Source organism: Halomonas litopenaei (assembly GCF_017303055.1).
GTDB classification, from domain to species: Bacteria; Pseudomonadota; Gammaproteobacteria; order Pseudomonadales; family Halomonadaceae; genus Halomonas; species Halomonas litopenaei_A.
In genome coordinates this window covers 251,086-271,671 of sequence record NZ_JAEKJT010000004.1, presented here as the reverse complement: position 1 = coordinate 271,671, position 20,586 = coordinate 251,086, and the positions used below count along the sequence as shown (strand labels likewise).

The window sequence follows — 20,586 nt, the reverse complement described above, 5'->3', positions numbered from 1 at the left end:
CATGACCACAACGACGACAACGGCTTCCCCGGTGGCGGGGAAGGCCAGGGCGCGCGCCGCCCGCCGCCGCAGGGGCATGCTGCTGGTGGCGCTGCTGACACTGGCGCTGGTGGCTCCCCTGTTCGCCTATCCGGTGTTCCTGATGAAGGTCCTGTGCTTCGCACTGTTCGCCTGTGCCTTCAATCTGCTGCTTGGCTTCGCGGGGCTGCTGTCCTTCGGTCATGCCGCCTTTCTCGCTACAGGGGGCTACGTGACGGGCTTCCTGCTGTCGAGCTATCCGGGCCTGACGCCGGAGCTCGGCATCATTGTTGGCACTGTCGCTGCGGTGATTCTCGGCACCCTGTTTGGTGCCTTGGCGATTCGCCGCCAGGGAATCTATTTCGCCATGGTGACGCTGGCGCTGGCGCAGATGATGTTCTTTTTCTACATTCAGGCGCCATTTACCGGCGGCGAGGACGGCCTTCACGGTGTGCCCCGGGGTAAGCTGTTCGGACTGATCGACCTGTCGAACAACCTGGCGATGTACTACGTGGTGCTGGCGATCTTTGTGATCGGCTTCGCCATCATTCAGCGAACGGTGCATTCACCCTTCGGGCAGGTGCTCAAGGCCATTCGCGAGAACGAACCGCGGGCGGTGTCCCTGGGCTACAACGTGGACGCCTACAAGCTGGTGGCCTTCGTGCTGTCGGCAGGACTTGCCGGGCTCGCTGGCGCGACCAAGACAGTGGTGTTTCAGCTGGCATCGCTGACCGACGCCCATTGGCACATGTCGGGGGAGGTGATTCTGATGACCCTGGTCGGCGGTGTCGGGACGCTGTTTGGCCCGCTGGTGGGCGCTGGCCTGGTGGTCAGCCTGCAGACTCAGCTGGCGCAGTCACCGCTGGGGAATTGGGTCAGCGTCATCCTGGGCGCCATCTTCGTACTGTGCGTGCTGAGTTTTAGAAGCGGGATCGTAGGTGAGATTCAGCGTATGGTGCGCAAGAACTTCAAGTAGCTGCACTTTGGTATTGATGATTGGCATTAAAGAAGCCCGGTAAAAGTACCGGGCTTCTTCATTGTGCGGGTAACTTTAGATTTGTGTCTTTGGCTCGTCCACTTCCCGGCGGTTGTGATAGCGGGGTGGCAGCTGGTTGGCCAGGTGTTCTGCCAGGTAGTCGATGACGACGCGCACCTTGGGCGAGCGCTGGCGATGGTGTGGGGTGACGGCCCAGACGCCGGTATCACTGTGTCGGTAGGTGTCGAGCACCGAGACCAGCTCACCCTTGGCCAGATGGTGCTCGACGTAATAATCCGGCAATTGTCCCAGGCCGACGCCCTTGAGCACGGCGTCCAGCAGGGCCGGACCTGAATTGCCCTGCCACGGCCCCTTGATGGACACTTCCCGGGGTATGCCGTCGACGGCGAAACGCCAGCGATCACGTGAGCCATGCAGGCAGCGGTGGTGCTTCAATTCCGATAGGGCATGGGGCTGGGGAAAGCGCTGGAAGTAGGCCGGAGAGCCGACCACGTATTCGCGCCGGTCAGCCAGTCGGCGCGCCAGCATGGTGCTGTCTTCCAGGGTGCCCATGCGTATGCCGATGTCAAAGCCTTCCTCGATCAGGTCCACCTGCCGGTTGGTAAAGTGCAGGCGTACCCCCAGCTGCGGGTACTGTATCAACAGGTCATTGATCAACGGGGCCACGTAGCGCTCGCCAAAGGTGGTCGCGCAGGTCAGGGCGAGTTCCCCTCGGGGCTGGGCCTCAAAGTCTTTTACGACCGCATCGGCCTCGCGAAAACCGTCTACCAGCGCCTCGCATTGCTGGTAGTAGAGACGCCCGGCCTCGGTCAGGCTGATCTGACGCGTGGTGCGGTAGAGCAGGGGAGTGTCGAGGCGACTTTCGAGCGCTGCGACCTGGCGGCTGATGTGGGAGCTGGACACGCCCAGGCGCCTTGCCGCGGCAGCGAACGACGAGAGCCGCACGACTTCAATGAACGCTTCGATACCGGCCCATGGGTGCATGGTCGTCTCCATTATTGCTATATGGCAACAATGTTATGTCGTCTGCGTGCTTTATCCCAGCCCGTGGCGAGGTCTAGACTGATGCCACTACCGTCAGCGGTGGCGGCCGGCCATATCGTGTCGGCACTGCCACTTGGTGCCACCATCGCTGCTCGGGGACACGCGCCCTATTGCGTTAATCGACGTTATTCGAGGATGTTGCCATGAAATCACGTGCCGCCATTGCTTTGGAATCCGGCAAGCCGCTAACCCTGACAGAGATCGACCTGGAAGGTCCCAAGGCGGGGGAAGTGCTGGTTCGTATCGTTGCCACCAGTGTCTGCCACACCGATTCGTTCACCCTGTCCGGGGCGGATCCTGAAGGCATCTTCCCCTCGGTACTGGGCCATGAAGGCGCCGGTATTGTCGAAGAGGTGGGCGAGGGCGTGACCAGCCTGAAGCCGGGTGATCACGTGATTCCGCTGTACACCGCTGAGTGTGGCGAGTGCAAGTTCTGTCGCTCTGGCAAGACCAACCTGTGTAGCTCCGTGCGTGCCACACAGGGCCAGGGCCTGATGCCTGACGGCACTACCCGCTTCTCCTTCGAGGGCAAGCCGCTCTACCACTACATGGGCACGTCGACCTTCAGCGAATACACGGTGGTGCCTGAAGTGTCCCTGGCCAAGGTCTCCCAGGAGGCACCGCTGGACAAGATCTGTCTGCTGGGTTGCGGCGTGACCACCGGCATTGGTGCGGTGCTGAACACCGCCAAGGTGGAGCCGGGCGCGACCGTTGCCGTGTTCGGTCTGGGCGCCATCGGCCTGGCCGTCATCCAGGGCGCGGTGATGGCCAAGGCCGGCCGTATCATCGCCATCGATGTGAACCCCGAGAAGTTCGAGCTGGCCAAGCAGTTTGGGGCGACCGACTTCGTCAATCCCAAGGACTACAGCGACTCCATCCAGCAGGTCATCGTTGACTTGACCGATGGCGGCGTCGACTACTCCTTTGAATGTATCGGCAACGTCAATGTCATGCGCTCCGCGCTTGAGTGCTGCCACAAAGGGTGGGGCGAGTCGATCATCATTGGTGTGGCCGGAGCCGGTCAGGAAATCTCCACCCGTCCGTTCCAGCTGGTCACCGGGCGTGTCTGGAAAGGTTCGGCCTTTGGCGGGGTCAAGGGGCGCAGCCAGCTGCCTGGCTACGTCGAGCAGTACATGAACGGCGAGCTCAACATCGACGACTTCATCACCCATAACATGGCCTTCGACAAGATCAACGAGGCCTTCGACCTGCTGCATGCGGGCGAGAGTATCCGTACCGTGCTGCATTACTGACGCCCACGCCTGCTGGCTCGGTCGACGCCGGGCTAGCGGCGCTTTGCCACAGGCGCTCGAGCCACCATGGCGATGCTGTGGTTCGCTCGAGCCCTTGTCGATTCACGGCCCCGCCTGGCGGGGCATCATTGTCGAAGGAGATTCGCCATGTCCATGAGCGAGCATCTGGAACTGGTCAGCGCCAACCGCAGCTTCGGCGGTTGGCACAAGCGCTATCGTCATCACTCGCGGGCGCTGGACTGCGAGATGACCTTCGCCATCTACCTGCCACCCCAGGCCGAGACCGAGAAGGTTCCGCTGCTGTGGTGGCTGTCCGGGCTGACCTGCACCGACGAGAACTTCATGCAGAAGGCGGGTGCGCATCGTCTGGCCGCCGAACTGGGTATCGCCATCCTGTGCCCGGACACCAGCCCGAGAGGCACGGACCTGCCTGGCGAGCACGACAGCTATGACCTGGGTTCCGGTGCCGGCTTCTACGTCAATGCGACCCAGGAGCCCTGGAAGGCCCACTATCGGATGTACGACTACGTGACCGAGGAGCTGCCGTCGGTGGTACGCCAGCACTTCCCATTGAATGGGCGTGAGTCCATCAGCGGCCACTCCATGGGCGGTCATGGGGCCTTGATTCTGGCGCTACGCAAGCCCGGCCACTATCGCTCGGTCTCGGCGTTCTCGCCTATCGTCAATCCGACCCAGTGCCCCTGGGGCCGCAAGGCCTTTACGGCTTACCTGGGGGAGGACACCAGCAAGTGGACCCAGTACGACGCCTGTGAACTGGTAGCGCGCGGGGCGTCCCGCCAGCCCCTGTTCATCGATCAGGGGGATGCCGATGACTTCCTGGAAGAGCAGCTGTGCCCGGAGCGCCTGGAGGCCGTCTGCGCTGAGCGCGATCATCCGCTGACCCTGCGTCGTCAGCCCGGCTACGATCACAGCTACTTCTTCATCGCGACCTTCATCGAAGACCACCTGCGCTACCACGCGGAGAAGCTCTACGCCAAGCGCTGACAGCAGCGACAAGCTGCACGCGAAAGAGCGCGGACAACGCGGCCCTCGTCCTGTGACGAGGGCCGCGTTGTATCTGGCCGAAGAATGGCCAGGCGCAATTGACGCCCCTTGCAAAGTCGCCATTGGTCGAGGGGGTCGCGTTGGGAACCAGGCATGTCGCGAAAATCGTCATGCGACGAAGAGATCGTCGCTTTTGTGCGCCATGGCGACATTGACGTAGCTATTCGCGACATCATTGTCGCAGACGACTGGTCAAGGGCATGTCGATAGCGATTATTGTGATGTCATGACACGTCGGTACGACCTAAAGTCATGTAAAACCGGGTTCGATGTCGGGGCTCAGTGTCGGTGCTGACATCTAGATGATGCCGCCATAACAATAATGGATCGCGGCGGTGCCTCTTTCTGCGGAGCAGATCAGACGAGGGGCAGACCGACCGTGTCGAGGAGGTGACCATGAGCTTGCCCAACAAGCCCGGACGGGCTGTATCCCATGGGGGCCACGAAGGACCCCAGACCATCGGCTTCCTGTTGCTGGAACACTTCACCCTGATCTCGCTGGCGTCGGCGATCGAGCCATTGCGCATGGCCAATCAGCTGTCCGGCCAGGAGCTTTATCGCTGGTTCACACTGAGTCTCGATGGTGCGCCGCTGGAAGCCAGCGACGGGCTGACCGTCACCCCGGATTCGTCGCTCAGTGTTCCCCTGTCGTTGGATATGGTCGTGGTGTGCGGTGGGGTGGCGCCCACCCGTCACGTGCACCAGGGCCATGTCAGCTGGTTGAAGTCCCAGGCGCGACATCTCAAGCGTTTTGGTTCCATCTGTACCGGTGCCTGGGCGCTGGCACGTGCCGGGCTGCTTGACGGCTATGAGGTCAGCACCCACTGGGAATGTCAGGCGGCCCTGCAAGAGGCGTACCCTTGTATCGGCCTGACGTCCAAGCTGTTCTCCATGGACCGGGATCGCTGTACCGCCTCCGGCGGGACCGCGCCGCTGGACATGATGCTGACGCTGATCGGGAGGGACCACGGGCGCGAGCTGGCGGCCGGGATTTCCGACATGTTTGTGTGCGACCGAGTGCGTGGTGAGCAGGACCAGCAGCGGGTGCCCCTCAAGCATATGCTGGGGACCGCCCAGCCAAGGCTCCAGGAAATCGTGGCCCTGATGGAAAACAACCTGGAGGAACCCATCGACCTGGACGAACTGGCTTGCTATGTCAGCCTGTCCCGGCGCCAGCTCGAACGCCTGTTCCAGCGCAACCTGCACTGCTCACCCTCACGCTATTACATGCGGCTGCGCCTCAACCGGGCTCGGCAACTGCTCAAGCAGACCTCCATGTCGATCATCGATATCGCCGCCGCCTGCGGGTTTGTCTCGACGCCCCACTTTTCGAAGTGCTACCGCGAGTGCTTCGGGCTGCCGCCCCGCGAAGAGCGCCTGGGATGGAGCGCTTTTTCTCCTGTCGTGGCGGGCACCCTGGCACCCCCGCTGGTGTCGGGAGCGGTGCAGGAGCCGGTATCCCGCGCCCTGTCGGCGCTGGAAGAAGCCCGGGGGGAGCCAACCTATGGCAGCTTCCGGGTCACGTCCAAGATAGGTTGAGGCCCAGAGAGGTGAGACCAAGAGAAGAGAGACCAGGAGAGCCTGAACACGAGAGAGCCTGAGTCCGAAAACGCTTGATGCATGCCAGCGGGGTGTCATCTACGCTCGTCTCGCTGGTCTGTCACTCCCCTTGGCCAGGCTGTCGCCGCAGCCTACGCCGCATTTGTCGCGCTAGCCCAATGCCTTGATATACTGCGGGCACGTCCTTCAACAGAGCTCAAGGCATGCATATCCGGTGGCGCCCCATCCTACGACTTCTGCTTCGCGCCACTCTTGCCTTTGTGCTGGGGTCCGTTGTGCTGGTGCTGTTCTTTCGTGTGGTGCCGGTCTTTGGCTCCATGGTCATGCTGGAGCGAGAGGTGTCTTCCTGGTTTTCGGGGGAACCGCTGGACATTCAGCAGCAGTGGCGGCCTTGGGACGAGCTGTCGGACAACGCCAAGCTGGCGGTGATTGCGGCGGAGGACCAGCGTTTCCCCGAGCATAACGGATTCGATCTGGTGGAGCTGAAACGTGCCGTGGAATCCGCCAGAAACGGGGGATCGCTGCGCGGTGCCAGCACCATTACCCAACAGACCGCCAAGAACCTGTTCCTGTGGACGGGGCGTGACTGGGTGCGCAAGGGGTTTGAGGCCTGGTTCGCCACCCTGATGGAGCTGTTGTGGCCCAAGGAACGTATCCTTGAGGTCTACCTCAATATCGTCGAGTTCGATCGCGGCGTGTTCGGGCTGGAGGCCGCCAGCCAGCACTACTTTGGGGTCGGTGCCGACCAACTGAATGCGGTGCAAGCTGCCCGTCTGGCGGCTGTGCTGCCTAATCCCCTCGAACGCAGCGCCTCTCGTCCCGGGCCTCGTACCGCCAATCGTGCCGCCTGGATTCAGCGCCAGATGAATAACCTGGGGCTCAGGTATCTCGATAAGCTTTAGGGCATCACTGGCGTTAGGGAATCTCTGGCGCTAGGGAATCACTGGCGTGAGGGAAGCACGGAGTGCCTGGCCGAATGGCGTCAGCGCTCTCCTCAAGCTTCCTCCTCAAGACCTCTTCTCAATCCCTCTCCTTGCGTCCTTTCCGACCGCCATGCTGAACCCGCCAGATAATCCTTCCTGCACAGCCCCCGGCGCCATGCGTCGGGGGCTGTTGTCGTTATCGGAATGACGTGACGCTTTTGGAATTCTTGCCGTCGCAATCAGGCGTAGTGGCCGCTTCCGGCAGCGCTATCCTGCCTCCATGACGCCGGCTCGAGTCCGGTCCATTCGTCCACCGGGCAAGGGCTATCGCGATGAACTCCCCCCTGACGCAATCCGACACTCGTTCCATTGACGCTCGTTCGCTGCACCGCGAAGCCACGGTCATCGATGGCCTGATTATTGCCAAGTGGCAGCGAGAGCTGCTCGAGGACATGCGACGAGGCGGCCTGACGGCGGCCAACTGCACGGTCTCGGTGTGGGAAGGATTCCAGGCGACCGTGGACAATATCGTGGCGACCCGGACCTTGATGGAGCAATGCAGCGATCTGGTGCGCCCGGTACGTACCACCGCCGATATTCGCAAGGCCAAGCAGGAGGACCGCACGGGCATCATCTTCGGTTTTCAGAATGCCCACGCCTTCGAGGACCAGATCGGCTACGTCGAGGTCTTCAAGCAGCTCGGCGTCGGTATCGTCCAGCTTTGCTACAACACCCAGAACCTGGTCGGAACCGGCTGCTACGAGCGGGACGGCGGACTGTCCGGCTTTGGGCACGAAATCGTCGCCGAGATGAATCGCGTCGGGATCATGTGCGACCTGTCCCACGTCGGGGCCAACACCTCCCGTGAAGTCATCGAAGCCTCGAACAAGCCGGTGTGTTATTCCCACTGTCTGCCGTCGGGCCTCAAGGAGCACCCGCGCAACAAGTCCGATGAAGAGCTGCGTTTCATCGCCGATCACGGCGGCTTTGTCGGTGTCACCATGTTCACGCCGTTTCTGCGGGCGGGGGTGAATGCCACCGTCGATGACTACGTCGAAGCCATTCTCTACGTCATGAACATCGTGGGTGAAGATGCCATCGGCATCGGCACCGACTTTACCCAGGGGCAGGATCAGGCCTTCTTCGAGTGGCTGACCCACGACAAGGGGTACGCCCGTCGTCTGACCTCCTTCGGCGAGATCATCAATCCCAAGGGGATTCGCACCATCGGCGAGTTCGGCAACCTTACCGAGGCGCTGCTGCGCCATGGGTTGAGCGAGACCCAGGTTCGCAAGGTCATGGGCGAGAACTGGGTGCGGGTACTGGCAGATGTCTGGGGAGAGTAGACCTCCCCACCCCATCGTCACTGCGGACGACAACGACAACTAACACCACAACGAAAACCACAACGAAAACCACAACGACAGCTACAAGACCACACCACTGACCGCTGCCGAGGACTTTACCGTGACGACCATCGCTCCCGAGCTGCCTATCGAGGTAGACGCCGATACCGGGGTCTGGACCACCGACGCCCTGCCGATGCTCTACGTGCCGCGCCACTTTTTTATCAACAACCACATCGCGGTGGAACAGGCCCTGGGGGTCGAGGTCTACGCCGACATCCTGTACCACGCCGGCTACAAGAGCGCCTGGCACTGGTGCGAGAAGGAAGCCGAGCTGCATGGGTTGAGCGGTGAGGCGGTCTTTCAGCATTACATGAGTCGCCTGTCCCAGCGTGGTTGGGGACGCTTTGTCACAGAAGCCATAACGCTGACCGAAGGCAGCGCCACTGTGCGACTGGAGCACAGTGCCTTTGTATTGCAGCTGGGCAAGACCGGAACTCGGGTCGACTACATGTTCACCGGCTGGTTTGCCGGCGCCATGGACCAGATTCTGGCAGCGTCGGGATCCCCCCTGCGCACCCGTGCCGAACAGACCCAGAGCGCCGCCGAACCGGGTTGCGACGTCGGTCGTTTCGAGGTGAGGCCAGAGCCTCGTCGAGACTGACCGAGCGGGGCGCACGGCGGGCCCGCTCCCGCCGCGAATCCCGCTGATTGGGCATCACGCCACATCTCCCACAGAACGCACAGGCAAGGTGTCCATCGGGTACGCCACCCCTGTCGTCCTCGTTCAGGCAGAGGAGCCTTCTCATGGCCTTCGACGCGATCTTTCAGCCGATCACCATCGGCCGCCAGACCATTCGTAATCGGGTGGTCAGCACTGCCCACGCAGAGGTCTATGCGACCGAGGGTGGGATGACCACCGAGCGCTATGTGCGCTACTACGAAGAGAAGGCGAAAGGGGGCTGCGGCCTGTGTATCTGCGGCGGATCTTCTGTCGTTTCGATCGATAGTCCACAGGCCTGGTGGAGCTCGGTCAACCTGTCCACTGACCGGATCATTCCGCACTTCCAGAACCTGGCCGAGGCGGTCCATCGCCACGGCGGCAAGATCATGATCCAGATCACGCACATGGGGCGCCGCTCCCGCTGGGATGGCCATCACTGGTCCACCCTGGTGTCCCCCTCGGGTATCCGCGAACCGGTCCATCGCTCCACCTGCAAGACCATCGAGGAGGAGGAAATCTGGCGCATCATCGGTGACTTTGCTCAGGCGGCTCGTCGCGCCAAGCAGGGCGGCCTCGATGGTGTCGAACTGTCCGCCGTGCACCAGCACCTGATCGATCAGTTCTGGAGTCCCAGGGTCAATAAGCGTGAGGACGAATGGGGGGGGAGCTTTGAAGGGCGCATGCGGTTCGGTCTCGAGGTGCTGAAGGCCGTGCGCGCCGAGGTCGGCGACGACTTCGTGGTGGGCATGCGCATCTGCGGCGACGAGTTTCATCCCGACGGTCTCACCCACGATGACATGAAGGCCATCGCCGCCTTCTATGACGCCACGGGCCAGGTGGACTTCTTTGGCGTGGTGGGGTCTGGCTGTGATACCCACAACTCCTTGGCCAACGTCATCCCCAACATGTCCTATCCACCGGAGCCGTTCCTGCACCTGGCGGCGGGCATCAAGGAGGTGGTCAGCGTGCCCGTCATACACGCCCAGAACATCAAGGACCCGACCCAGGCCAATCGCATTCTCGAGGGTGGGTATGTGGACATGGTGGGCATGACCCGAGCACACATTGCCGACCCCCATCTGATCGCCAAGATCAAGATGGGAGCGGTGGACCAGATACGCCAGTGCGTCGGTGCCAACTACTGCATCGATCGTCAGTACCAGGGACTCGATGTGCTGTGCATCCAGAATGCCGCGACCTCGCGGGAATACATGGGATTGCCGCACATCATCACGCCGAGCGAGGGGCCGACACGGCGCGCGGTCGTGGTGGGAGGAGGCCCCGGAGGCATGGAGTCCGCCAGGGTACTGGCCGAGCGCGGCCATCAGGTGACCCTGTTTGAAGCCTCCGACAGCCTCGGTGGCCAGATCACCCTTGCCGCCAAGGCACCTGCGCGGGATCAGATCGCTGGCATCACTCGCTGGTATCAGCTCGAGCTGGCACGCCTCAAGGTCGACCTGCGTCTGGGAACCCGCGCCGACGTGGCCACCATCGAGGATCTGCGCCCGAATCTGGTGGTGCTGGCGACCGGGGGAAGACCGTTCCTCGACCAGTATCCGGCCTGGGGGTTTTCCGCGGATGCCGAGGAAAGCCTGATCGTCAGCACCTGGGACGTTCTGTCTGGCAAGGTGGCCCCGGGCAAGAACGTGCTGGTGTTCGACAGTATCTGCGAATTCGCCGGGGTGTCCGCGGCAGACTTCCTGGCCGACAAGGGCGCCAAGGTCGAGATCGTCACCGATGACATCAAGCCGGGGGCCGCCGTTGGGGGAACCACCTTTCCTACCTATTACCGCAGTCTCTATGAAAAGGAGGTCATCATGACGTCGGACATGATGCTCCATGAGGTGTACCGAGAGGGCAGCAACCTGATCGCGGTGCTGGAGAACGAGTACAGCGGTGTGCAGGAAGAGCGGGTAGTCGATCAGATCGTGGTGGAAAACGGGGTACGCCCCGACGAAACCCTGTACCTGGCGATGAAGGCCGCTTCCTTGAACCGTGGACAGGTGGATCTGGAGGCGCTGTATGCCGCCCAGCCCCAGCCGTGTCTGGCGGAGTTGGAGGCCGATGAGCACAAGGGTGGATACGTGCTGTTCCGGCTGGGGGATGGGGTCGCCCCGCGCAACGTGCATGCCGCCATCTATGATGCGCTCCGCCTGTGCAAGGACGTGTAGGCGGCACCTCGGCAGAGGCCGTCGGCGGGTCCTCGCCCCTGTCTCTGTCGCTATGTCGCTGCCTCTCTGGCGCTTCCCTTCCTCAGCGTCTTTCTTCGCCGCCCTTCATCACCGCCTTTCTTCACCACCGCTTTTCTTCACCACATTGTTCAGGAGGCCACCCATGTCCGCGACGCTTTTTTACGGTTCCCTGACGGGGCTGGTGCTTGCTGCTCTGCTGCTGGCGCTGGTGGGGGCTGCCAGGCGCTTTTTGCTGTGGCGCCGTGGTCGTCCGTCGCCAGTGGCATGGCTCGGGGGACTTGCTGCCATGCCCCGTCGCTACCTGGTGGACCTGCATCATGTGGTGGCGCGAGACAAGGCGTTTGCTCATACCCATGTGGCTACCGCAGGCGGGTTTGTCGCTGCTGCAGGCTTATTGCTGCTGGTGACCCTGGCGCCCCTGCCCGCGGGCGGAGAGATGGTGCTGACAGGACTGATGCTGGTGATGAGTCTGGTCATGCTGGGCGGTGCCCGGCGGGTAGCCAGGCGCCGTCGACGTCCGCCGTCACGGCTATCCCGCGGACCCTGGCAGCGACTGCCAAGAAGTCTGACGGTATTTGCCGCCAGCGTGGCAGGCCTGTCTCTAATCATGCTGATGGTGACTTGGCTGCCTGCGGCGTGGCTCACGGGGGTGCTCGGCGGGACGCTGGCGCTGGTACTGCTGGCTGGGCTGGCGCTGGGGCTTGGCGAGATGTTTCTCGGCATGACCTGGGGCGGTCCGATGAAACATGCCTTTGCCGGCGCACTGCACCTGGCGTGGCATCGGCGTGCCGAACGCTTCTCGACCCGGCAGAGCGATCGCGACGGTGTATCGCCGCGGTCGACGGGGCTAAAGCCGCTTGATCTTGACGACCCCGATGCTCCGCTCGGGGTGGAAACGTCGGAGGACTTCACCTGGAATCAGCGTCTGGGCTTCGATGCCTGCGTGCAATGCGGTCGCTGCGAGGCAGTGTGTCCGGCGTTCGCGGCGGGACAGCCACTCAACCCCAAGAAACTGATCCAGGACATGGTGCTTGGCATGACCGGCGGCAGCGACGCAGGCTTTCATGGCTCGCCCTATCCGGGCAAGCCACTTGGTGAGCACCGTGGCCAGCCTGGCGGCCCGATGGTCGTGACCTCAGGCGGGGCGCTGGTCGATGCGGACACGCTGTGGTCCTGTACGACCTGCCGGGCCTGCGTGGAGGAGTGCCCAATGATGATCGAGCACGTCGATGCCATCGTCGACATGCGCCGCCATTTGACCCTGGAACATGGCGCCACGCCGGGCAAGGGGGCGGCGGTGCTCGACAACCTGATCGCGACGGACAATCCCGGGGGCTTCGCGCCGGACTCGCGGATGCACTGGGCGGCAGACCTGAACTTGCCGCTGATGCGTGAACTGGGCCAGGTGGACGTTCTGCTGTGGCTCGGTGATGGAGCCTTCGATATGCGTAACCAGCGTACCTTGCGAGCCTTGGTGAAGATCCTGCGGGCGTCCCAGGTGGACTTTGCGGTGCTGGGGGATGAAGAACGTGACAGCGGCGATGTGGCGCGACGGCTCGGCGATGAGGCCACCTTCCAGCGCCTGGCCAGGGACAATGTGGCAACGCTGTCGCGCTATGGCTTCCAGACCATCGTCACCTGTGACCCGCACAGCTTTCACGTTCTTGGCAACGAATACGCAGCCTTTGGCGGCCACTATTGCGTGCGTCATCACAGCACCTTCCTGGATGAGCTGTTGCAGCAGGGAAGGCTCAAGATAGCGCCACGCCCGCGGTCCCGTGTGACCTACCATGATCCTTGCTACCTGGGGCGCTACAACGGTGAGTTCGATGCGCCGAGGCGGGTGCTGGCTGCCCTGGGCATCGAGCTGACCGAGATGGCGCGCTCTGGCTTTCGCTCACGCTGTTGCGGAGGAGGAGGGGGTGCCCCGGTCACCGATATCCCTGGTGAACGGCGGATTCCCGACATGCGCATGGCCGACGTGGCCGAGGTAGAGGCCGATGTGGTAGCGGTGGGCTGCCCCCAGTGTACGGCGATGCTGGAGGGGGTGGTGGATCGCCAGGCGGAGGTTCGGGACATCGCCGAACTGGTGGCTGAGGCCCTGGTGTTAGAGGAATCAGTTTCCGAGGCATCGTCGACCGCCACAGGTGCTCGGCGGCGGCCGCGCCAGACGGGGCATCCTGGCCGACTCGTCGAGGAGGCAAGCCAATGAGTGATGTTCATTCGACGTCCCAGCATCAGCAACACGCTGTCCGCCGCCGCCGCGATCCCAGGCTGGAAGGGATTGCTCGCAATCGACGTCACCCGGAACATCTCGCCGTGCTGGCGGCCCTCGGTCAAGGCGGTGAGGGCCAGGCATCCTGGATGGGGCCCAACGGACGCATGCGCCGCGATCCCCACCTTGTCGGCGTCATGGGGCCCAATGGACGGCGGCGGATTGATCGCAGTGGTGCTCTGGTCGGCGCCGCCGGACCACAACAGGGGCGAACAGCAACGCAGCGAGATCAGCGTCGCGACGTGGTGGTGGCCGATCCCGCGGGGGTCATTGCCGTGGTGCCGGATCTCGCCTCAGGTCGGTTGAGCGAACACGACCGCGACGTGTTTGGCCTGGCCCGACGACTGGCTGATGAGAGGGCTGATGAGAGGGCTGATGAGAGGGCCGATGAGAGGGCCGATGACAGGGCTGACATCGACGGCAGCTCGCTTGCCGTGACGGCGCTGTTGTTGCTGCCATCGCCGTCGGCAACCCTCGAAAGCGCCCTGCACGATGCGCTGGCCGAGGCCGGAGCAGATCGGGTCATCGTGCTGCCAGTAGCGCCGGGATATTCCCCTGAGGATCGCCTTGCAGCCTGTCTGGCGGCGGACCGGGCGCTGTCACCGCGGCACTGGCTGTTCCCGGACGCTACCCTGGAGGGCGGAGACCTGGGCCGCCGCCTGGCGGTACGTCTGGGCGAGCGGCCTGCCTGCGGGCTGTGGCGCGTGGAGCCGGATGACGCCAGTGACAGCGGCTGGTCCTGCCTATGCCGCTCGGGCTCGGGCCGCCAGGACCTGGCGCGTCCGCTGCCGCGTGTGGTGGTGGCTGCCGCACAATGCGCGGAGCCGGTGACGGCGACCCGGCACGAAGCCCGTGAATGGCCGCTGTCTCGAACGTCCTGCGATCACCCGGAGGCACCGCTGCCGATGCAAGATCTCGGTGCCGTGGCGGTGGATCCGGCGGCGATTGCCCTGGCCGAGGCACCCTTTATTCTTGCGGGTGGAAACGGCGTCGGTGACTGGGACGGCTTCCATCATGCGGCCAGGGTGCTAGGGGCCAGCGAAGGCGCCTCGCGGGTCGCGGTGGATGAAGGGCATATGCCGCGAGAGCGTCAGGTGGGCGCCACGGGTACCTTCGTCAGTGCCCGCGTCTATCTGGCCGTCGGCATCAGCGGTGCGATTCAACATCTGCAGGGAATTCAGCGCTGCGAGAAGGTGATCGCCATCAACTCTGATGGCGGTTGCGACATGGTCAAGCGTGCGGACCTCTCGGTGATCGGTGACGGCGATGCGATCCTGGCCGAGTTGGCCTCCCTGGTCGAACCCTCCTTGGTCGAACAAAGGGACAGCCGGCAGCAGCTGGGGGTTGGTCCAGAGGCATCGTCGCCGACAGACCCTACCGAGAGCCCCGACATGTCTTCGCTTCTTTCCGACCGTATCAAGGAGAGCCGCCATGTCGCTTGAACCGCGAGCCCCGGCAGCTGTAGAGCCGGCGTCGATATGCCTGGACGTGCTGCTGTCGCTGGGCCGTCATGGCCTGACCCAGCGCCCTCGACGGGCCGATCTAGACGCGCGTGCGCTGGAGATGGCGCTGACCTTCCAGCACAAGGGCAAGCCTGGCAATACCACCCTGTCCTGTTGGCACGCTGGCCCGGCGGAACAGGATACCGAAATAGCACTGCGCGCCTATCTGGGCATGGGGCTACCTTCCATCCGCTGGATGCATATGGCGCCAGCAGGGGATGCCCTTGCACCATTGCATGAGGCGTTGCGGGCACCCGTCGACGCCGACGCACGACTTGTGCTGTGTGGCATGCACGCCGAGCAGGGGGAGGGCAGTGGTCTGTTGCCGATCGCCCTGGCCGAGCGTCTGGGCTGGCGCTGGGTGCCAGGGGTGGTCGCGATCGAGGCCATCGAGCCCATATCGTCCGGCGTGGCCCAGGCCGTCGTGCTGCAGGCTCTGCCAAGGGGCCAGCGTCGGCGCATCGCGGTCAGGCTCCCGGCCATTCTCGGGGTCGAGGCAGCAGCACCAGCGCCTCGCCAGAGCGCTTTCGGCCCGGCCCGGCGAGGGCAGCTGCTGCAGCTCGACAGCGGTGCAGAGCCGCCGACAGACCCCGCCGGCGCGACCTGGCCCTTCATGCCTGCCACGCCAAGGCCGAAGCGGCTGAAGATCGTCACCTCGGCCAATGCGCGCGAACGGTTCAAGGCAGCTGCGGCAAAGGCAGAGTCGGGCAGCGGGCGGGTACTCGAGCAGGTGTCCGCCACAGAGGGCGCGACGGCGATTCTTGACTTTCTTGATGCCGAAGGTGTGGTTAGTCGCGCAGCTGTCACTAATGCGCGACAAGGTAATGGACGCTGAGAGCCGCTGGTGCCAGCATGTCACCAGGTGACCTTAACGCCACATAAATAGAGTCAAACAATGACCGCAGAAACCGTGACCGCCAGTCCTGCCAGGCGAACCCGCAAGACGCTCAAGGGGCGCCAGACCACTCCCTCGGTGCTGGAAGCACTGCGCCATCTGCTCGGGGACGAGCGTCAGCAACCCCTGCTGCGCCAGCGACAGCTGTTGATCGAGCACCTCCACGCGATTCAGGATGCCAATGGCTATCTTGCGCTGGAGTGGCTGAGAGCGCTGGCCAGCTACATGTCGCTGCCCATGGCGGCCGTGTATGAAACAGCCACCTTCTATGCCCACTTCGACGTGGTGCACGACGATGAGCCAGCGCCTGCTGCCTTGACCGTTCGAGTGTGCGACTCGCTTTCCTGTCAGTTGGCGGGCTCACAACGGCTCGCTGATGCACTGGCGGACGGCCTGGATCCCGCACAGGTGCGCGTGACCCGCGCTCCCTGCATGGGTCGCTGCGATCAGTCCCCGGTAGTGGAAGTAGGGCATCATCATCTGGGGCATGCCAGCGTGGAAGCGGTGGAGGTGTTGCTGGATACCGGGCGAACCCATCCAGAGGCGGTGGTGTGGCAGACCCTGGCCAGCTACCAGCAGGAAGGGGGCTACGAGCTGCTCAAGGGATGCCTGTCGGGGCAGGTCGATTTCGAAGACCTGGCCACGCTGCTTGAGCGCTCAGGCCTGCGCGGGCTGGGGGGTGCCGGTTTCCCGACACACCGCAAGTGGCGCACCGTGCGCGAACAGCCCGGACCTCGCTGGTGTGCCGTCAATGCCGATGAAGGCGAGCCCGGCACCTTCAAGGATCGCTACTACCTGGAGCGAGCCCCGCACCAGATGCTGGAAGGCGCCCTGGTGGCATGCTGGGCGGTTCAGGCGGAAGGTGTCTATATCTATCTGCGCGACGAGTACCCGGGGGCGCATCGGGTGCTGCGCGAGGCCATCGCTGAACTCGAGGACCAGGGGTTGATCAACCCTGGGCAGGTGATACTGCGCCGAGGGGCCGGTGCCTACATCTGTGGCGAAGAGTCGGCCATGATCGAATCCCTGGAAGGCAAGCCCGGCAAGCCGCGCCACCGTCCGCCGCTGGTCGCCCAGCAGGGCTTGTTCGGTCGACCGACCCTGGTCAACAACGTCGAAACGCTCTACTGGATACCGGTGCTGTGGCGTGAAGGGGCGGCGCTGTACGCGCGGGAAGGACGACGCCAGCGCAGCGGATTGAGGAGCTTCTCGCTGTCAGGACGGGTGCGTCGTCCCGGCGTCTATCTGGCTCCCGCCGGGATCAGCCTGAACGAACTGATCGAGGAATTCGGCGGCGGCATGGCTGACGGTCACCGGCTGGCCGGCTACCTGCCAGGGGGCGCTTCAGGCGGCATCCTGCCCGCGTCCAAGGCGGACCTTCCCCTGGACTTCGATACCCTTCAGGCAGAAGGCTGCTTTATCGGCTCTGCGGCGATCATCGTGCTGTCCGATCAGGATGACCTGCGCGCCGTCGCCGTGAACCTGCTGGCGTTTTTCGCCGATGAGTCCTGCGGCCAGTGCACGCCCTGTCGGGTAGGCAGCGAGAAGATGCTGAGCCTGCTGGAGCGCAAGCACTGGGTGGTGGAAGACCTGCAACGTCTTTCGCGCATCATGCAGGACGCCTCCATCTGCGGGCTCGGGCAGGCTGCCCCCAATCCCGTGCTGAGCTTGCTGCGGCATTTCCGCGATGACCTCTCCCGCCATGACATCATTGTCAGCGACGCAGCGGAAGGAGCCACATCATGACCAAGGTCACCAAGACCGCGGGCGCTTCCACCGCCGCGGACGAGGCCCTGCCAGAGGCCTTTCTGCTGACGCTGGACGGCGCCGAAGTGAGCGCCTACCCAGGCGAGACTATCTGGCAGGTGGCCAAGCGCGCCGGTGAGACGATCCCCCATCTGTGTTTCAAGGAGGCCCCCGGCTACCGCGCTGATGGCAATTGCCGTGCCTGCATGGTGGAAATTGAAGGTGAGCGAGTACTCGCTGCCAGCTGCCTGCGCGAGGCACGCCCAGGCATGGTGGTAAAGAGCCTCACCTCGGAGCGTTCCCGCCTGGCGCGGGAAGGGGTGCTGGAGCTGCTGCTCAGCGATCAGCCCGCCCAGGAAGACAGCCCTGATCGCTCGAGTCAGCTGTGGAACATGGCCGAGCGGCTGGCGGTGGACGCTACCCAGGCGCGGGCGCGCTATCCGCGCAGGCGCCGCGATGTGGTGCGACACGCCCCTGACTATCGCCTCCCCGGTGAGCACTTACCTACCCCGCCTGGCCGATGCGATGGGGCCGAAGGGCGGCACCTTGTCTCACCTCCCACATCACCGATGACGCCAGCTAAAGGGGCGGCGGGTCACGATGCCAGTCATCCGGCCATGACCGTCAATCTGGATGCCTGTATCACCTGCAACCTGTGTGTTCGGGCGTGTCGAGAAGTACAGGTCAACGATGTCATTGGCATGGCCCATCGTGGGGCTGCCAGCAAGGTCGTGTTCGACCTTGACGACGCCATGGGCGACAGCAGCTGCGTGGGGTGCGGTGAGTGTGTCCAGGCGTGTCCTACCGGTGCCCTGATGCCCGCGACTATGGTCGACGACCACGGCAGGGGCAGTCGTGCCAATATCGATCGCCAGGTCGACTCGGTCTGCCCTTACTGTGGCGTTGGCTGTCAGCTGACCTACCACATCAAGGACGATGCCATCGCCTTTGTCGAGGGGCGTGACGGGCCGGCCAATCAGGGGCGGCTATGCGTGAAGGGGCGCTTCGGCTTTGATTATCCGCGTCACCCATCGCGCCTGACGCGCCCCTTGATACGCCGTGAGGGCGTGCCCAAGGGGCTGGACCCGGCGTTTGATCCCGCCAATCCGCTGACCCATTTCCGCGAAGCGTCCTGGGAAGAGGCGCTGGCCCTGGCGGCGGGTGGCCTGACGCAATTGAAGGCAAGCCACGGTCCGCGGGCGCTGGCGGGCTTCGGGAGCGCCAAGTGCTCCAATGAAGAAGCCTGGCTGTTCCAGAAGCTGGTGCGTCTTGGTTTCGGCAGCAACAATGTCGATCACTGCACGCGCCTGTGTCATGCAAGCTCCGTTGCGGCCCTGATGGAATGTATCGGTTCTGGTGCGGTAACGGCCTCCTTCATGCAGGCGCTGCAGGCGGATGTGGTGATCCTTACCGGCTGCAATCCAGCGGTCAATCATCCGGTGGCGGCCACCTTCTTCAAGCAGGCCGCCCAGCGCGGTACCCGGTTTATCATTATCGACCCCCGTGGTCAGGCCATGGGTGCGCATGCCCACCGGGTGCTGCGGTTTACCCCCGGTGCCGACGTTTCCCTGTTCAATGCCATGCTGCAGGTCATCATCGAGGAAGCGCTGTTCGACGAGGACTATATTCGCGACCATACCGAGGGCTTCGAGCGGCTGGCCAATGCCGTGCGAGGCCAGACACCGGAGTCGGTCGCGGACCTGTGCGGGGTTCCCGCCGAGGAGATACGGGCGGCGGCAAGGGAGTATGCCAGCGCCGAGCGGGCCATGATCTTCTGGGGCATGGGGATCTCCCAGCATACCCACGGCACCGACAATGCGCGCTGCCTGATTTCCCTGGCGCTGGCGTGTGGCCACACCGGCCGTCCAGGTACCGGACTGCACCCCTTGCGTGGCCAGAATAATGTTCAGGGGGCTTCTGATGCGGGCATGATTCCCATGGTCCTTCCCGACTATCAGCCGGTCTCGGATGCTCAGGTACGGGCATCCTTCGAGGAATTGTGGGGCCTGGACAGCAGCGGCCTTGATCCCGAGCCGGGCCTCACCGTGGTCGAGATCATGGATGCCATTCACGCCGGTACTATTCGTGGCATGTACATCCTGGGCGAGAACCCGGCCATGTCCGACCCGGATCTGGCTCATGCCAGGGGAGCGCTGGCCCGCCTGGAGCACCTGGTCGTGCAGGACCTGTTCGTGACCGAGACCGCTCAGTTCGCCGACGTCATCCTGCCGGCCTCGAGCTGGCCGGAAAAGGACGGCAGCGTGACCAACACCAATCGCCAGGTGCAGTTGGGGCGTCAGGCACTGCCATTGCCAGGAGATGCCCGACCGGACTGGTGGATCATTCAGGAAATGGCGCGACGTTTCGGGCTCGACTGGCAGTATCAGCACCCCCGTGACGTCTTCGCCGAGATGCAGAAGGGCATGGCCTCGTTCGATAACATCAGCTGGGAGCGCCTCGAACAGGAAGGGGCGGTCACCTATCCCTGCTCGACACCGGACGCCGAAGGTGCCGATGTGGTGTTCTCTGACGCCTTCCCTACGGCCAATGGCAAGGCAACGTTCTCTCCGGCGCTACCTATGCCCCCCGACGAGCCTGTCGATCATGACTACCCGACGGTGCTGTCTACCGGGCGTCAGCTCGAACACTGGCATACCGGGTCCATGACCCGACGAGCCAGTGTCCTTGATGAGCTCGAGCCCGAAGCGGTGGCCAGCCTGTCGGCGGGAGAGCTTGCACGCCTGGGCATGCAACCAGGTGAGCGGCTGACGATCTCCACCCGGAGGGGTGCCATCACCTTGGTGGCCCGGCTCGATGACGGTATGCCGGACGGCATGGTCTTCGTGCCCTTCTGCTATGTTGAAGCAGCGGTGAACCTGTTGACCAACCCGGCGCTCGACCCCTACGGCAAGATTCCGGAGTTCAAGTATGCAGCGTGTCGTCTGACCCGCGCCGAGCCTGTCGCTGATACCGTAGAGTCCTAGGGTCCTGTTGGGGCTGAGGGCTGAGGGCTCGTACTGGGTCTGGGCGGCGAGAGCGGACCCTG

Annotated in this window: 14 protein-coding genes; 13 read left to right on the top strand and 1 reads right to left on the bottom strand. The window is 63.7% G+C overall.

Translation table 11 applies throughout. From position 1 onward, the window contains the following. Position 1: 1 nt before the first annotated feature. On the top strand, positions 2-994 hold the full coding sequence (locus tag JF545_RS08565) for a branched-chain amino acid ABC transporter permease (protein ID WP_206941313.1): 993 nt from the start codon (positions 2-4) through the stop codon (positions 992-994). Between the two features lie 75 nt (positions 995-1,069). On the opposite strand, the gene JF545_RS08560 is transcribed toward JF545_RS08565, so the two are convergent. Further along, positions 1,070-1,999, bottom strand: coding sequence for a LysR family transcriptional regulator (locus JF545_RS08560; protein ID WP_206941312.1), 930 nt, complete (start codon positions 1,997-1,999; stop codon positions 1,070-1,072). 203 nt (positions 2,000-2,202) lie between these two features. Between JF545_RS08560 and JF545_RS08555 the strand changes: the two genes are divergently transcribed. From JF545_RS08555 to fdhF, 12 genes are all read left to right on the top strand, one after another. Continuing rightward, a complete protein-coding gene (locus JF545_RS08555) occupies positions 2,203-3,312 on the top strand; it encodes an S-(hydroxymethyl)glutathione dehydrogenase/class III alcohol dehydrogenase (RefSeq protein ID WP_206941311.1) in 1,110 nt (369 codons plus the stop codon). Positions 3,313-3,459: 147 nt separating this feature from the next. Beyond that, complete coding sequence (fghA, locus tag JF545_RS08550) at positions 3,460-4,317, top strand: S-formylglutathione hydrolase (RefSeq protein ID WP_206941310.1); 858 nt, start codon at positions 3,460-3,462, stop codon at positions 4,315-4,317. Positions 4,318-4,773: 456 nt separating this feature from the next. Then, the gene (locus tag JF545_RS08545; RefSeq protein WP_206941309.1) at positions 4,774-5,916 is read left to right on the top strand and encodes a GlxA family transcriptional regulator; all 1,143 of its coding nucleotides are present in this window, start codon (positions 4,774-4,776) and stop codon (positions 5,914-5,916) included. A 224-nt stretch (positions 5,917-6,140) separates the two neighbouring features. Beyond that, complete coding sequence (gene mtgA / locus JF545_RS08540) at positions 6,141-6,839, top strand: monofunctional biosynthetic peptidoglycan transglycosylase (protein WP_206941308.1); 699 nt, start codon at positions 6,141-6,143, stop codon at positions 6,837-6,839. 353 nt (positions 6,840-7,192) lie between these two features. Then, a complete protein-coding gene (locus JF545_RS08535; RefSeq protein ID WP_206941307.1) occupies positions 7,193-8,206 on the top strand; it encodes a dipeptidase in 1,014 nt (337 codons plus the stop codon). Positions 8,207-8,327: 121 nt separating this feature from the next. Further along, on the top strand, positions 8,328-8,870 hold the full coding sequence (locus JF545_RS08530) for a 4-vinyl reductase (protein ID WP_206941306.1): 543 nt from the start codon (positions 8,328-8,330) through the stop codon (positions 8,868-8,870). Between the two features lie 143 nt (positions 8,871-9,013). Beyond that, a complete protein-coding gene (dgcA, locus tag JF545_RS08525) occupies positions 9,014-11,101 on the top strand; it encodes a dimethylglycine demethylation protein DgcA (RefSeq protein ID WP_206941304.1) in 2,088 nt (695 codons plus the stop codon). 163 nt (positions 11,102-11,264) lie between these two features. Beyond that, positions 11,265-13,334: a DUF3483 domain-containing protein gene (locus JF545_RS08520; RefSeq protein WP_206941303.1), complete on the top strand. Its 2,070-nt coding sequence runs from the start codon at positions 11,265-11,267 to the stop codon at positions 13,332-13,334. Beyond that, complete coding sequence (locus tag JF545_RS08515) at positions 13,331-14,839, top strand: electron transfer flavoprotein subunit alpha/FixB family protein (RefSeq protein ID WP_206941302.1); 1,509 nt, start codon at positions 13,331-13,333, stop codon at positions 14,837-14,839. The genes JF545_RS08520 and JF545_RS08515 overlap by 4 nt, the downstream gene beginning before the upstream one ends. Further along, positions 14,829-15,734 (top strand): electron transfer flavoprotein subunit beta, encoded by a 906-nt coding sequence (locus tag JF545_RS08510; RefSeq protein ID WP_206941301.1) that lies wholly within the window; start codon positions 14,829-14,831, stop codon positions 15,732-15,734. The genes JF545_RS08515 and JF545_RS08510 overlap by 11 nt, the downstream gene beginning before the upstream one ends. A 60-nt stretch (positions 15,735-15,794) precedes the next feature. Continuing rightward, entirely contained in the window at positions 15,795-17,540 is a 1,746-nt protein-coding gene (locus JF545_RS08505) for an NADH-ubiquinone oxidoreductase-F iron-sulfur binding region domain-containing protein (RefSeq protein ID WP_206941300.1), read from the top strand. After that, the gene (fdhF, locus tag JF545_RS08500; RefSeq protein ID WP_206941299.1) at positions 17,537-20,524 is read left to right on the top strand and encodes a formate dehydrogenase subunit alpha; all 2,988 of its coding nucleotides are present in this window, start codon (positions 17,537-17,539) and stop codon (positions 20,522-20,524) included. The genes JF545_RS08505 and fdhF overlap by 4 nt, the downstream gene beginning before the upstream one ends. Positions 20,525-20,586: the final 62 nt, after the last annotated feature.

What these genes read in the sequence shown, in the direction of transcription:
- JF545_RS08545 (WP_206941309.1), top strand. Translation starts at nt 4,774, where the DNA reads ATGAGCTTGCCCAACAAGCCCGGACGGGCTGTATCCCATGGGGGCCAC.
- JF545_RS08505 (WP_206941300.1), top strand. Translation starts at nt 15,795, where the DNA reads ATGACCGCAGAAACCGTGACCGCCAGTCCTGCCAGGCGAACCCGCAAG.
- JF545_RS08520 (WP_206941303.1), top strand. Translation starts at nt 11,265, where the DNA reads ATGTCCGCGACGCTTTTTTACGGTTCCCTGACGGGGCTGGTGCTTGCT.
- JF545_RS08560 (WP_206941312.1), bottom strand. Translation starts at nt 1,999, where the DNA reads ATGCACCCATGGGCCGGTATCGAAGCGTTCATTGAAGTCGTGCGGCTC.
- dgcA (WP_206941304.1), top strand. Translation starts at nt 9,014, where the DNA reads ATGGCCTTCGACGCGATCTTTCAGCCGATCACCATCGGCCGCCAGACC.
- JF545_RS08515 (WP_206941302.1), top strand. Translation starts at nt 13,331, where the DNA reads ATGAGTGATGTTCATTCGACGTCCCAGCATCAGCAACACGCTGTCCGC.
- JF545_RS08510 (WP_206941301.1), top strand. Translation starts at nt 14,829, where the DNA reads ATGTCGCTTGAACCGCGAGCCCCGGCAGCTGTAGAGCCGGCGTCGATA.
- JF545_RS08555 (WP_206941311.1), top strand. Translation starts at nt 2,203, where the DNA reads ATGAAATCACGTGCCGCCATTGCTTTGGAATCCGGCAAGCCGCTAACC.
- JF545_RS08565 (WP_206941313.1), top strand. Translation starts at nt 2, where the DNA reads ATGACCACAACGACGACAACGGCTTCCCCGGTGGCGGGGAAGGCCAGG.
- fdhF (WP_206941299.1), top strand. Translation starts at nt 17,537, where the DNA reads ATGACCAAGGTCACCAAGACCGCGGGCGCTTCCACCGCCGCGGACGAG.
- fghA (WP_206941310.1), top strand. Translation starts at nt 3,460, where the DNA reads ATGTCCATGAGCGAGCATCTGGAACTGGTCAGCGCCAACCGCAGCTTC.
- mtgA (WP_206941308.1), top strand. Translation starts at nt 6,141, where the DNA reads ATGCATATCCGGTGGCGCCCCATCCTACGACTTCTGCTTCGCGCCACT.
- JF545_RS08535 (WP_206941307.1), top strand. Translation starts at nt 7,193, where the DNA reads ATGAACTCCCCCCTGACGCAATCCGACACTCGTTCCATTGACGCTCGT.